The organism is Candidatus Margulisiibacteriota bacterium, from assembly GCA_041650635.1.
Taxonomy (GTDB): Bacteria; Margulisbacteria; WOR-1; order JAKLHX01; family JBAZKV01; genus JBAZKV01.
Window position 1 is genome coordinate 1 of the sequence record JBAZKV010000032.1, and the last position, 13990, is coordinate 13990.

A 13990-nucleotide genomic window follows, 5' to 3' on the forward strand; every position below is an offset into this window, starting at 1 on the left:
ATATCCTTTCAGCATTCGGGTCTTCGCTGCTTGCATGCCATAATTCCCTTACCGGACCGCTTTTATAGCTTGTGATATTATGCTGGCCTGCTATGGTATTCCCGTCGGCCATAAGGGCTGCCAGATGGACATTTTCGAGAGTGGCGGGAATAACATCCTCTTTTACGCCGGCAAGCAGCTTATATAAGGCTATTGCAGTTTCCAGGTCCTGTTCATAAGCATAATAAGCGCCTGTAAGGAACAGATTGCCGATACTGGCGCATCTATAATCGAACATCCTATGCGGAGCTTGCATCGCTTCCACCCGGCGGCAAAAACCTCTTATATGCGTCAAAAAAATATTGTTGAAAGGCCTGGGAGCGTCAGAAGCCATGATGTCGCGGATAAACCCGGCGTCATCGGTTCCTTCAACAATAGACCTGAGTTCCGCACGGGCATCAGAAATAGAATCGTTTGTGAGCCTGTGGTATAACAGCGCCGTTATCTGTGCGTGCCCCGGCGATCCGGGATCAGCAAGGTCTATCAGGCGGCTTCTCAGATCGCCGATAGCCGGGATGTTCCCAAAAAAAAGGCGTATCTGCCTGGTGCTCTTGCCGCTGTCGGCGGTATGGATAACATAGCTGACATTCCGGGTGTTTTTTGCCAGCTCAATCGCCAGAGGTCTGCTGCCTGTGCCGCCTGTTACAAAGGTCATGGGCAGGCTTTTGAAGCCGTTAACGCGGTAATACTTCAGAAGCTCAGTCCCTCTATTTAATACAGTAAGATAATCCCTCATTATTATTGGGCCTCCAGTATAAACCGTAAGATAAACACTCGCAGCAATATGTCGGCATAATGCAGCGGAGATTTCAGTCGGTTTGGAGGATTTTTAGGAAAGTATGGGGACATAGCGGTCCCTGAATTTTACTGGCCGGGGGGGGTCATTCCAATTCGTAGATTATCATGGCGGTGGCAGCCATACCGGCCGTTTCTGTCCTGAGGACCGTTCTACCCAAGGAAACCGGTTTAAAACCATGCGCAACAGCTCCCGCCACTTCCTTTTTGGAAAAACCGCCTTCGGGGCCTATTAGAACAGCAATGCTATTAGTATTAGTATGTTCCTTTAGCACAGATTTCAAGGATATCTGTTTCTCATTCTCCCATGGGATCAATTTAAGATCGAAATCCTTAGAAATACCCCTCGACAAGCTCGGGGCAAGCTCTAGAAATTCATCGAAATTCAGGACAGGAGACACTTCCGGTATTATTGCTCGGCCGCATTGCTGGGCGGCTTCTTTGGATATCTTTCTCCACCTCTCAAGTTTTTCTCCTCTGGCTACGGTCCTTTCGGTGGTAATAGGGATTATTTTATGAACGCCAAGTTCAACGGACTTTTGTATTATGAGGTCCATCTTTGAGGCCTTTGGCAGGGCCTGTACCAGAGTGATCTTGACAGACGGTTCGGTATCGGTTTTTTTGGAGGATAAGATCCTGGCAGAGACGCAGTCTTTGCCAAAGGATTCGATGGAGCAAAGATATTCCATCCCTTGTCCGTCAAAACAAACAAGTTCGTCTTGCGCCTTAAGCCTTAAGACATTCTTTATATGATTAACATCGTGGCCTGAGACCGTTATGATATCTTTATCGATGGATCCGGGCAGCACAAAAAACCGGTTCATTTTGCGCCTTTGATCTTCTTAAGCAGTTGTGCCTGCTCTTTTGAAAGCCTGGTGGGGATCTCTACCTGCACCTCAACGAACAGGTCTCCTCTTCCGTGGCCGTAGAGTTTATTGATGCCTTTGCCTTTTATCCTGAACACGGTGTTGGGCTGGGTGCCTGCCGGTATCTTCAGTTCCACATCCTGTCCAAAAACATTAATATGCGCGGTATCGCCGAGGGCTGCGCTAACAAAATCTATTTTGTCGGTGGTATAAAGATTGTCCCCGTCCCGGCGCAGCATAGGATGAGGTTTAACATCGATAAAGACATAAAGGTCTCCATAACCTCCGCCCCTTATGCCTGCATCCCCAAAGCCGGAGACCTTTAATCTGTATCCGGCGTCTATTCCCGCGGGAACTGTTACCTTTGCCTTGTCTTTTGTCCTTATCCTTCCCGAGCCTTTGCATGTTTTGCACGGGTTTTCAATTATTTCTCCGTAGCCGGAACATTTGTCGCATACCACGATCTGGGAAAAGCTTCCCAGGATCGTTCTTTGGGCCCTGGTGACCTGGCCGGACCCCCCGCACTGGGGGCATTTTTTGACCGCCGTAAACCCTTCGGCTCCGCTGCCCTTGCATTTGCCGCAGACCTTGAGCCTTTCTATCTCCACTTCCCTTTCAAGGCCGTTGTGGGCTTCTTCAAGCGTGAGCTCAAGGTCATATCTTAAATCATTGCCGGGTTCCGGGCCTCTTTTGCGACTGGCGCCCTGCCTTCCCCCAAAAAAGGATTCGAACATATCTCCGAACGGCGAAGAAGATGTAAAGTCACGCAAAATATCCTCAAGGTCGGGGAAGCCGGAAGCGTTAAACCCTCCTGCGGGGCCCGCGGTCCCGTAAGTGTCGTACATCTGTTTTTTTCTGGGGTCGCTCAAAACCTGATAGGCTTCGTTGATCTCTTTGAATTTTTTTGTTGCATCGGGTTCTTTGCAGACATCGGGATGGTATTTTCTTGCAAGCGACCTGAAGGCTTTCTTTATTTCATCAGGAGAAGAAGGTTTTGATATTCCAAGGGATCCGTAATAATCTTTGTTAGCCATAATTTAATTATATAACAAAAGGACGGGGGCGGGAAAAATCAGCAGGGGCGCATTGCGGTGCGCCCCTGCAGGTATTGCAAGAAACCTTGATTATTTCTGATCCGATTCCTTCCAGTCGGCGTTTATAGTCTTGTCATCCCCGGGATTTTGCGAAGGTCCGCTTGCCCCTGCATCTCCTTGGCCCTGGGACTGCTCTCCTTGAGGCGGCTGCTGGGCCTTGTAGACCTGAGAGGACATTTCATAAACCTCTTTCTGAAGCGCTTCAAGGTCCTGTTTGATCTTGGCAGTGTCAGTGCCGGCAAGCGATTTTTTCAGCTCCTCTATCCCTTTTTGGACCTTTTCTTTGGTTTGGGCATCTATTTTGTCGCCCATATCCTTCAAAGTTTTTTCCGCCGTGTAGGCAAGGTTGTCGGCTTGGTTCCTAATCTCTACCTCTTCTTTTTTCTTCTTGTCATCGGATTCGTGCAGTTCCGCCTCTTTTTTCATCTTATCTATATCATCCTTTGTAAGCCCCGAAGAAGCGGTGATGGAGATCTTTTGCACTTTCCCCGTACCCTTGTCCTTTGCGCTTACATGAAGGATGCCGTTGGCGTCAATGTCAAAGGTGACCTCTATCTGTGGAATACCTCTCGGCGCCGGGGGGATGCCTTCCAGATGGAATCTCCCAAGTGTCCTGTTGTCAGAAGCCATCTGTCTCTCTCCCTGAAGCACATGGACTTCTACGCTGGTCTGTCCGTCGCCCGCGGTAGAAAATACCTCGCTCTTTGAAGTCGGGATCGTGGTGTTCCTTTCTATCAGCCTGGTCATTACGCCTCCCAGGGTCTCTATCCCCAACGAAAGAGGGGTAACATCAAGCAGGACCATCTCCTTTACCTCTCCGGTAAGCACTCCGCCCTGGATGGCGGCTCCAATGGCCACTACCTCGTCAGGATTGACGGTCTTGTTGGGTTCCTTGCCAAAGAGGCTTTTGACCACTTCCTGGACTTTTGGCATCCTTGTCTGCCCGCCTACCAGGATCACTTCGTTTATGTCAGAGGCTCCCAGTTTGGCATCGGAAAGAGCGTTCTTTACCGGGCCCAGGGTCCTCTGTATCAGGTCGTCCACCAGCTGTTCCAGCTTTGAGCGCGATAGTTTTATGACCAGGTGTTTGGGCCCCGAGGCATCTGCAGTTATGAAGGGCAGATTTATCTCGGCCTCCATTACGGTTGACAGCTCGCATTTTGCTTTTTCGGAGGCGTCGCGGAGCCTCTGCAAGGCCATCCTGTCGTTCTTAAGGTCTATGCCGTTCTCTTTCTTGAACTCGTCAACAAGCCAATTGACTATCTTTTCATCAAAGTTATCGCCTCCGAGGTGGGTGTCCCCGTTCGTTGATTTTACCTCAAAGACGCCGTCGCCTATCTCAAGGATGGAAATGTCAAAGGTGCCTCCGCCCAGATCGTATACTGCGATCTTTTCCGCATGTTTTTTGTCAAGACCGTAGGCAAGCGCTGCGGCCGTGGGCTCGTTGATTATCCTGACAACTTCCAGCCCGGCTATGGCGCCGGCATCTTTTGTTGCCTGCCTCTGGCTGTCGTTAAAGTACGCAGGGACCGTGATAACTGCCTTTGACACCTTCTCTCCGAGGTAAGCTTCGGCATCCTGTTTGATCTTTTGCAGGACCATTGCCGAGATCTCCGGCGGCGTATAGGTCTTGCCTCTTATGCTGACCCCGGCGCCTCCCGCTTTGTCCTCCGTAACTTTGTAGGGGACCAGCCTCATCTCTTCCCCGACCTCTGTTACTCTCCTTCCCATGAACCTTTTTATGGAATAGACGGTGTTTTCCGGATTTGTTATCGCCTGTCTTTTGGCTATGCGGCCCACGACCCTTTCGTTGTCCTTGGGAAAAGCCACCACCGAGGGAACTATTCTTTCCCCTTCCGAACTCGGGATAACGGTGGGTTCTCCTCCTATTACCACCGCGCAGCAGCTGTTGGTTGTTCCCAGATCGATCCCTATGATTTTGGACATTTTTTGTTCCCCTTTCTAATGGATTTGTCGCGTCCGGACGGGCGCATGTCCTGCGCCCCTACGGATTTTTTGAAACGATCACCATCGACGGCCTGATCAATTTACCCCTGAATGTGTATCCCTTCTGCATTTCTTCCGCCACTGTCCCGTCATCAAGACCTTCGACAGCTTTTGTTATTACGGCCTCATGAAAATTGGGGTCAAAGGGCTTTCCGACGCATTCTATGGGGCAGACCCCTATCTTTTGCAGCACATCCTCCAGCTGTTTTTTTATAAGCGCAAATCCCTTGAAGAATTCTTCGCCGACTTTTTCCCTGCCGCATCCGGAAGCATGGTCCATTGCCCGCTCAAAATTGTCCAGTATCGGCAACAGGGCTATTATGAGCGCCTCATTGCTGAAAAAGACGATCTCTTCTTTTTCCGCGGCAGCCCTTTTCTTAAAGTTGTCAAAATCCGCCATAAGGCGCAGCAGCTGGTTCTTGAGCTCTTCTATCTTTGCGTCCTTTTCGTCGGGGCATTCGGCTTTTTCAGCCTTGTCTTTGTCCATCTTGTTATTTCCTCCGATGATCTTCATTTTAGAGTATCTCCGTAAGCAGCCTTGAGAACAGGTCCAGAGCGGAAGACACCTTTTCATAATGCATCCTTGTGGGGCCGATCACGCAAAGAATGCCGCTGTCGCCGAATTTTTTTGCAATGACGGAGCACTCCCTCAAAGCCTTGCAGTTATTTTCGGTCCCGATCCTGATAGGGGAGGGGTCCTCTCCGACATAATTGTCAAGGATCTCTGTTATCAGCGGATGGTTCTCTATCGTCTCCACTACAGAGCAGACCTTTTGAGGGGAAGAAAACTCCGGCTGTTTCAGCATTTTTGAGATTCCCCCGGCATGAAGGCTCTTGCGCTTGCCGCAGGAAACCGCCACGGAAGCGTTGTCGCACATAAAGGAAAGCAGCTCTACCGTTTCGTTAAGTATCTCTTCCTCGAGGCGTTCAATGCTTTCCAGTTTATCCTTGATGGACCTGACCGTTCTCTGGGGCAGCTCGGGGTTCTGCATAAGGTTGTCCACAAAAAACCTGTAACCTTTGTCCGACGGGACCCTCCCGGCGGAAGTGTGTGGTTTTCTTATGTAGCCCTTTTTCTCAAGGTCCGCCATGTCAAAGCGTATGGTGGCGGGGCTGGCATCCACCCTGTGCTTTTTGACGACGGCGCTGGAGCCGATGGGCTCGGCCGAATTTATATAGTCCTCGATGATTATTTCAAGGACCTTTCTTTTTCTGTCGTCCAGGAACTCTATGTTCATTTTAGCACTCCGGCCCCTCAAGTGCTAATTATAGCAACGCCGTTTTTTGTTGTCAAGAATAATGTATCTGATAGCGCTGAAATCCGTAAGGCAGGAAAACGATGAACAAACATGAGCGTTGTACAGGCTTTAAGATATTTTGATAGTATGCGGAGTTTTGCTTCTTTGCCCGTGACAGACGGGCAGGCAGTAAAGCTGCGCAGATATTTTTCCTTGGAGGCAGGACCTTATCTTGCAAAAAGGGCCCAAACGCAAAATAGCAGATTGTTTGATCTGCATGTACATACTGATTACTCCGACGGACAGCTGGATGCTTTAAGCGTTTTTAGGCTGGCGCTTTCAAAGGGCGTGGGCTCTTTGGCCTTGACCGACCATAATGTGGTCGGAAATGTCCTGGCGGACATGAGGTCGGCCTGGGGTGAAGGAATTGATCATACTTTTGCCTCTTCCGAATTGGCGCTGTATACTCCTTTGGGCGAGACCCATTTTAAGCTCTATTTTGACCCTTTTAGAACAGCGGAATTTGTTCCTTTGATACATAGGACCAAAGAAGAAGCCCGCTCAGCTCTTTTTTTACAGATAGAAAGCCTTAAAACCCTTTCATCTGATCAGGGTTTGTCAAAATATGACAGGGAAGCCCTTGACTCCTTTTATGCTTATCTTGGCTGCCGCGGGATACAAAAAGGGGAGATCCTCGGGTGCTTTAAGAAATGCGCCGATGGCCTGTCCCGGATCCCGCAGAGCCGAATGCAGGCACTGACAGTTCTGATGTGTAAGATCGAGAATCCGGCGGAAGCCCTTGGAGATGAAAGCATTGCAGTATTAGACCCGAGAGACTCCGGCAGCAGTGATTACAGGATCATCAGAAAATTCCTGCAGCAGGTCTTAGCACCTTCGAAGGAGCTGCTTGCTCAGGGCATCACGCCGGCGCACCTCTGCCTTGAAGAACTGTCTCAGATGGGAGGGCTTTTGGTCTTTGCGCACCCAGGCAGGTACGAGCGCGACGGATTTTCGAGAAAACTGGTCTCCATGGTCGCAGCAGAGCTGGCAGCCAGAAACGTGCTTTACGGACTTGAAACCTCTTATACTTCTTACGATCCCGGGACCGCAGGTTTTTATACAGGCCTGGCGCAGGAACTTGGGCTGGAGCAAGACGGCGGTTCTGATTTCCACACTATGAAAGTAACGGACTCCGACGGAGAATTGGGCAGGGGAGACACCCGCAGGTACGGGGAAAAAGGCAATGTTCATGTTGAGCCCTCGGTGGCCGAAAAGATAAGGCGCAGGCTGGCATTTCCCCTGCTGCAGGACGCAAAGGCTTTTGCTTTAGAAGATCCTGCCGAAGCCCGTTTGCGCCTTTCCCGGTCACTTACGATAGATCCTTATCTGTTTTTAGATGAAAGCCTCAATGTAAAAGGGCTGCTTTTGCATCTTTTGGGCCGGGGGGGACAGGGCTGATATCAAACAAACTCTTCAAAGACCTTGTTGGCAAGGTAGAGGCCGTTTTCGGAAAGCTTTAATCTGCCTTTTAGTATCTCAATTAAGCCCAGGGCCGATAATTTTTCCAGTTCTTTCCCGTACAGGTCTTCCAGCGAGGCCCCGAACCTCTTTTTGAAGCCATCCAGATCAAGCCCTTCTAGAAGCCGCAGGTTCATGAGGATGGTTTCGGTTATCTCGGTTTTTGAAGCGCCTCCGCCGCCCATGGGGGTGGATTCGGAGCTCATTAGAAGAGCCGCGGCACCGCCGCGGCTGTACAAATCTCTATTCAAATATTCCTGTGTATCCTTTGGATTCTCCCGTCTTTTTCCCCCCATATGCGATGCGGCGGAGGCGCCTATGCCGATATAATCTCCGTTCTTCCAATAGTTCATATTGTGTTTGCATTCAAATCCGGGTTTTGCGAAATTCGAGATCTCATAATGATGATAGCCGCGGGATTTGAGCAGATCGATGGTGTGTTTATACATTTCAAATTGCGTGTCATCGTTTGGAAGAGACGCCCCACCGGGGCGTCTGTACATCGGATCATTTTTATCCCCCGAATATATTTTATGAAATGGTGTTCCTTCCTCGATCTGAAGGCCATAGCAGGAAAGGTGTTCTGGCCCAAGCTCAAGCGCCTGGTCCAGGGTCCTCTGCCATGAGCCCAGGGTCTGTTGCGGTATCCCGAACATCAGGTCAAGATTAATGTTGTTAAAGCCGGCTTCTCTGGCAATTGAAAAAGCTTGAATTATCCTCCCTCTGTCATGTATCCGCCCCAGAGCTCTCAATTCATCGTTGTTAAACGATTGCGCGCCGATCGAAAGGCGGTTTGCGCCGTATTGCCGCAATAATTTCAATTTATCAAGGGTCATAGAATCCGGGTTCCCTTCTATCGTGAATTCTATATGTTGGGGCCCCGATCCGATCGGGGTCCGTACGATACCCATCAATTTTCGCAATTGTTCCGTGTCCAATATCGTCGGGGTGCCGCCGCCGATGAATATTGTGGATGGGACAAATCCGGGATATGATCGCAATTCATTATTGATCGCAATTAAATAATCGTGTAGGGGCTGGACTTCGGCGAGCTCAGTCGAGCCGCGGCCGCCAGCCCCTACATTATCATCGGCGGCGTCATCGATCGGGACAGAGGCAAAATCGCAATAATCGCATTTTTTTCTGCAAAAGGGGATATGGATATAGAGGCCGGCCATTCTTTAGGAGTTGATGTAGGTCATAAGGCCGCCGAGCAGGGAGAACTGCGCGACAATGAAAACGGATTCAGCATTTCCAAGAGGTATGCCGACAAGCCTGGCCCCCGCAAGAAGCGCCATGCCCAGCGCCAGTCCGGCGCCGGCACCGGCCATGCCCCCGGCTTTAAAGGCGTGCCTTTTTGCCGGTTCTTTTGTCAATGACCTTGGGTCAGGGACTTCAAGCTCCGCAGCGTTCTTCAGAGCTTTTTTGCCCTGTCCTACAAGCCCTTCTTCATCATTTACGGCCATAAAAAAACCTCTCTTGTATAAGGATATCGCAATATTTATAGCAGGATTTCATCCTATCTTCAAGATGGAAAGGAAGGCTTCCTGGGGCACATCAACTCTTCCCACTCTTTTCATCCTTTTCTTCCCTTCCTTCTGTTTTTCAAGCAGTTTGCGTTTTCTGGTGATATCCCCGCCGTAGCATTTTGCTATCACATCTTTTCTCATAGCTTTGACCGTTTCTCTGGCTATCACCTTGCTGCCTATGGCTGCCTGTATGGGGACCTCGAACTGCTGGCGGGGGATCACATCTTTTAGTTTTTCGGCAAGCTTTTTGCCTCTGTAATACGCATTTTCCCTCGGGACTATGGTGGAGAGGGCATCCACCCGTTCTTCATTTAACAATATGTCGAGGCGCACAAGGTCGCTCACTCTGTATTCTATAAAATCATAGTCCATCGAAGCGTATCCCTGCGAAACCGACTTAAGCCGGTCGTAGAACTCGATTATTATTTCGGCAAGAGGGAATTCGTAGGTCAGCATCACATGGCTTGTGTCAAGATATTCCATGTTGACAAAGGAGCCGCGCTTTTCGCTGGAAAGGGTCATGATCCCGCCGACATACCTGTCGGGGCACAGCAGGGTGACTTTGTAATAGGGCTCTTCAAGGGAATCCAGCAGGGAAGGGTCCGGCAGCTTGGACGGGCTGTCGATGAATACAGGGGGCTTGTTCTTGGAATTGACCTTGTAGACCACATTCGGAGCCGTTGCTATAAGGGAAAGGCCGTACTCCCTTTCCAGGCGCTCCTGGATTATCTCAAAATGCAGCATCCCGAGAAAACCGCAGCGGAAACCAAACCCGAGAGCCGTAGAATTTTCCGGTTCAAAGAACAGAGAAGCGTCGTTAAGCGACAATTTTTCCAGCGCGTCCTTTAGCTGCCCGTATTCTTCCCCGTTGACGGGATAGAGCCCGCAAAAGACCATGGGTTTTGCCTGCTTGTAGCCGGGGAGAGGTTCTTTGGACGCTTCTTTTGAATGGGTTATGGTGTCCCCGACATGGGCGTCGCGCACATCTTTTATGTTTGCGATAATATAACCTACCTCTCCCGCAAAAAGGCTGTCTTTTGGCACAAGATCAAGCTTGAATATGCCTACCTCAAGCACCTCGAACTCTGTACAGGAGCCCATCATCAGTATCTTTTCTCCGGCCTTGAGACAGCCGTCCTTTACCCTTACATAAACTATCACTCCGCGGTAGGCATCATAATGCGAATCAAAGATCAAGGCTCTAAGCCTGTCGCTGCTGTTCTCTTTTGGGGACGGGACCCTTGCGATGACGGACCTCAGCACCTCTTCTATGCCGATGCCGCTCTTGGCGCTGGCCAGTACCATCTCTTTTTCGTCAAATCCGAACAGATTTGACAGTTCTTTGGCGACCATTCCGGGATCGGCGGAGGGAAGGTCCACCTTGTTTATAACAGGGATGATCTTAAGCTTATTAGACCTTGCCAGAAAGGCGTTGGCAAGGGTCTGGGCCTCAACTCCCTGGGCTGCATCCACCACCAAAAGAGCTCCTTCGCAGGCCGCAAGGGCCCTTGACACTTCATAGCCAAAATCTACATGCCCCGGAGTATCGATCAGGTTAAGCACATATCCGTCGTAGTCTATCCTAATGGCTTTTGCCTTTATGGATATGCCTCTTTCCCTTTCAAGGTCCATGCTGTCAAGGACCTGGTCTTTCATGTCCCTTTTTTCGACAGTGCCCGTAAATTCCAGGATCCTGTCGGCCAGAGTGGATTTACCGTGGTCTATATGGGCTATGATAGAAAAATTGCGTATGTTGCTTTGCTGCGGCATAGTTCAATTATACAGAAATACCGGAAGGAGGGGTAAAGCCTTTACGGCACCAGGTCCGCGGCGTCAACTCCGGGCACTTTTGAGCTCAGCGTGGATAGGAAGTTTTCTATGGACCTTTCCGTGACCCCCTTCAGGAACCTTGCGTATATGTCGACCACGAACTCTCCTTCAATTGGTTCAGGAGCAGAAATCGAAGAGATCAGACAATCGCGTTTGAGGAATTCCCTGAAGATATCGCTTATCATGCCTGTTCTGTCATGTTTTGACGAGATCCTTATCCTGATCTCTTTTTGATATGAGGATGATCCTCTGCCCTCGGCAACTGGAAGCGCAGAAGTTCTTTGCAGTTCACATTCTATCCTGTCAAAGAAGGCGTCAGCCCTGTCCCCGATAGAGGCTGTAAAGGTAGTGCTCCTTCTGTCGCTGCTTATGTTTGCCCGATCAAGGTTCGCGTTCATTCCGGCAATTATTGATAGGATGCATCTCGTAATGCCGGAGGACCTGTCGTATACAAAAGTTACTTCCCTGCTGTCCCTGTTGGTTATCAGTGTTATCATAAGCTGTTCAATGGCTGTTTCAAACCCTTCGGGCGCCGAACCCTTTGCCCCGATGACAGCGGCCATACTCTCAAAGGTGTCAAACCCGAACCTCCTCGCAAGTATGGTTTCCGGGATCACCGAACTGACAGTTAAGCTGCCCGAAAGCAGGGAGCCGGGGACTCTGCCGGTCTGGCGCTTGCGTACTGCTTCAAAGGCGCTGTCGTAAATGGAGAGTCCTTTTTTCTTTGCGGTTTCAAGATCGCTAACGCCCAGATCACGGCTTAGCTTTGCTGCATCCAAGGCTGACAAAGCCGCCTGCGAGGCGATACCCTGTTCCACCTTCGGGGAGGAAAGCCCGGGTTTACCCCCCATTATCGGACGTACCATATCGCCATTTTCGATAGGAGAGTAAGGATGGATCGTCCTTGCAGTTCCCGACAGTTGATCAAATCTCTGGGCATTCTGACAGTTGAAAGGCCTTTCTATGCCTGCTGCAACCAGCAGGTCAATTACCGAAGCCCTGTCCCTTCCGGGCAGGAGTTCTATCCTGAAAGGCCCGGTTATGTCTGATCGGTCTATAGGCGCCAGTCCATTGAACAGGAAGCCGTATGTTACCGAGTCCTCTCTTGTCTGCCGCAGCATTCTTCTGAACCTTGTCAGAGGATCGGCTGTTTGGATAGCGGAGCTGTCCGTTCCTTCCCCAAGCTTGTAGTGCAGGTGCGATGCGCCTCCGAGTTCCGCGAATCTGTGCATTCCAGCAGTTCTGAACTGGACCTCAAAGTTCAATCCTTTATCTGTAGTATAAGTGCATTGAAGCGCCTGGTAGCCGTTATCAGGTCTTGGCTTTGTGACATAATCCCTGTATCTGTCCAATCTCTCTTCCCATCCCAGTTCCAACGCAATTTGAACGAATGCCTGTTTGTAATCGAACAGGGCGCTGATAGCGGATCCGTACTCCGCGAGAGCTCTTTCCTTTTCTTCTTCAGGCAGGTTGGAATTTTCGATCTCTCCGAGCCGGTATATGTTGTCTATTTCATAATGGGTATTAAGTACCACTCTTGCCCCTATTATATCGGCGATTTCCCTGGATCTTCTGATCTTGTTATAGGCGCTGGCGACAGATTTCATTCTTGAAGAAACAGATATTCCCATGTCGGGCTGATCCGGGTAAAGGGTCAAAACCCTTTGCGGCAGCGAATGTTCAAGGACAGACACAAGGTACTTTTGGAAAGACAGCCTTTCGGAATAGGATGAGGACATATCCAGGATCGATACCATCTGAGCGTAAGATCCGGGGTCAATAATAGAAAAGGAAAGGTCTGTCATCTCCTGTGCCAGTCCTTCCATTCCGAGCTTCATTAGAAAATGCGCTGTTGAGGCGGCTATCTGGGCTTCGACGACCGGGTTTTCCATAAGATCCATTCCCCCCGATGTCTGAAGCCTTAGTCTGGCCAGCTGGTGTGCAGCTCTCAGCATATGCGCGTTGAACAAAACGCGGGGTTCTGATGCCATTGTTGACGAAAAACGGTCCCAACCCAAAATAAAATCCTGATAATTTCTGGGCGTGGAAGGGTCCGCTTTTGTCGGCTGAGGAAGGTTCATCAGGTAATTAAAGGCCTTCATTACCGGTATCGTTCTTGTAAATCCGGCGGGATAGCGTCCCTGCTCGGGCATAAAATGACAGAGACCGGCGGCAACAACATAAGGGGGCATTCCGTTAAGCGCGAGGATATTGGCTGTTTCAATAAGCTGGGGACCCATAACCTCTCTGGTTCCGGACCCGAACGAACTCAGGCCTCTTTCCATAAGCCAGCCGGCGGACCTTACAACAGTAGCCCCTCTATAGCCGAACGCTGTGCAGGTGTCCGACAACTGCTTTATTGGGGCGGACATATTGAGTCCAGTTGCCGGGTTGGAGCCGGATTCCAGGACCATGATCACCCTCCTAATATATGTCGCGAAAACCAAAGATCAATTTCACTTGACGCGATTTTCGTAAACCTTTACAATGCTATATATAAAAGACATGAAAATAATCCTTGCGGCCATTTTTGTGTGCGCTCTTATTTTTGTTTCAATGCCCTGCGCGCGGGCTTCTTCCATGGCAGATCCGTCCAGGATAGGCGTTGGGGCAAGGCCTCTTTCCATGGGACGCGCCTACACGGGGCTTGCCGATGACATTTCTTCCATCTTTCTCAATCCTTCGGGCATAGCTTCTATGGAAGGATTAAGCCTCACTTCGATGAGGGCGACGCTGATAAATGAGGTCAATTATACCGTTCTGGGCGCGGCCATTCCCCTGCCGCTGGGTTCTGCAGGACTGGGGTATATCAATTCCTCGGTAACCTCCATACCTCTTACCAGATGGGTGGACAACTCCGGAGTACAAAGACCGGAGGTGTACGGTTCAAGCGATTACAGTTCCAATCTTTTCCTTGTTTCATATGCTGTTCCGGCGGAAAGGCTTCTTAGGCAGGAGAGGTTAATGAACCTGGACATCGGCGCCACTCTTAAGCTGTTTTCACAGGGTTTTTCCTCATCTGTTCCGGGGACCATGGATGGGAGTTCCGGCTCGGGGCTTGACCTCGATCTTGG

The 13990-nt window shown here is 50.1% G+C and carries 12 protein-coding genes; 2 read left to right on the forward strand and 10 right to left on the reverse strand.

Going from position 1 to position 13990, the window contains the following annotated elements:
- The 6 genes from WC490_07600 to WC490_07625 all read right to left on the reverse strand — a co-directional run.
- Positions 1–775 (reverse strand): 2-phospho-L-lactate transferase CofD family protein (locus WC490_07600; protein MFA5098465.1); only part of this gene is annotated, 775 nt, incomplete at its 3' end.
- Between the two features lie 145 nt (positions 776–920).
- Positions 921–1658 carry a 16S rRNA (uracil(1498)-N(3))-methyltransferase gene (locus tag WC490_07605; protein MFA5098466.1) on the reverse strand — a complete coding sequence of 246 codons (738 nt, stop codon included), beginning with the start codon at positions 1656–1658 and terminating at the stop codon, positions 921–923.
- Positions 1655–2734, reverse strand: coding sequence for a molecular chaperone DnaJ (dnaJ, locus tag WC490_07610; protein MFA5098467.1), 1080 nt, complete (start codon positions 2732–2734; stop codon positions 1655–1657). Before dnaJ ends, WC490_07605 begins: the two co-directional genes overlap by 4 nt.
- A 90-nt stretch (positions 2735–2824) precedes the next feature.
- A complete protein-coding gene (gene dnaK / locus WC490_07615; protein ID MFA5098468.1) occupies positions 2825–4741 on the reverse strand; it encodes a molecular chaperone DnaK in 1917 nt (638 codons plus the stop codon).
- Between the two features lie 58 nt (positions 4742–4799).
- Complete coding sequence (gene grpE, locus WC490_07620; GenBank protein ID MFA5098469.1) at positions 4800–5315, reverse strand: nucleotide exchange factor GrpE; 516 nt, start codon at positions 5313–5315, stop codon at positions 4800–4802.
- Between the two features lies 1 nt (position 5316).
- Positions 5317–6039 (reverse strand): hypothetical protein, encoded by a 723-nt coding sequence (locus tag WC490_07625; protein MFA5098470.1) that lies wholly within the window; start codon positions 6037–6039, stop codon positions 5317–5319.
- A gap of 111 nt (positions 6040–6150) precedes the next feature.
- On the opposite strand from WC490_07625, the gene WC490_07630 reads away from it, so the two are divergent.
- The gene (locus WC490_07630) at positions 6151–7497 is read left to right on the forward strand and encodes a hypothetical protein (GenBank protein MFA5098471.1); all 1347 of its coding nucleotides are present in this window, start codon (positions 6151–6153) and stop codon (positions 7495–7497) included.
- A gap of 2 nt (positions 7498–7499) precedes the next feature.
- Here WC490_07630 and hemW read toward each other — a convergent pair whose 3' ends face one another.
- From hemW to WC490_07650, 4 genes are read right to left on the reverse strand one after another with little or no spacing between them, the layout of a single operon-like run.
- Positions 7500–8735 carry a radical SAM family heme chaperone HemW gene (hemW, locus tag WC490_07635; GenBank protein ID MFA5098472.1) on the reverse strand — a complete coding sequence of 412 codons (1236 nt, stop codon included), beginning with the start codon at positions 8733–8735 and terminating at the stop codon, positions 7500–7502.
- 3 nt (positions 8736–8738) lie between these two features.
- The gene (locus WC490_07640) at positions 8739–9023 is read right to left on the reverse strand and encodes a hypothetical protein (protein MFA5098473.1); all 285 of its coding nucleotides are present in this window, start codon (positions 9021–9023) and stop codon (positions 8739–8741) included.
- 48 nt (positions 9024–9071) lie between these two features.
- Complete coding sequence (lepA, locus tag WC490_07645) at positions 9072–10856, reverse strand: translation elongation factor 4 (protein ID MFA5098474.1); 1785 nt, start codon at positions 10854–10856, stop codon at positions 9072–9074.
- A gap of 41 nt (positions 10857–10897) precedes the next feature.
- Complete coding sequence (locus tag WC490_07650) at positions 10898–13330, reverse strand: hypothetical protein (GenBank protein MFA5098475.1); 2433 nt, start codon at positions 13328–13330, stop codon at positions 10898–10900.
- A 91-nt stretch (positions 13331–13421) separates the two neighbouring features.
- Between WC490_07650 and WC490_07655 the strand changes: the two genes are divergently transcribed.
- Positions 13422–13990, forward strand: a 569-nt coding sequence (locus tag WC490_07655; GenBank protein ID MFA5098476.1) for a hypothetical protein, incomplete at its 3' end; no start/stop codon positions are given.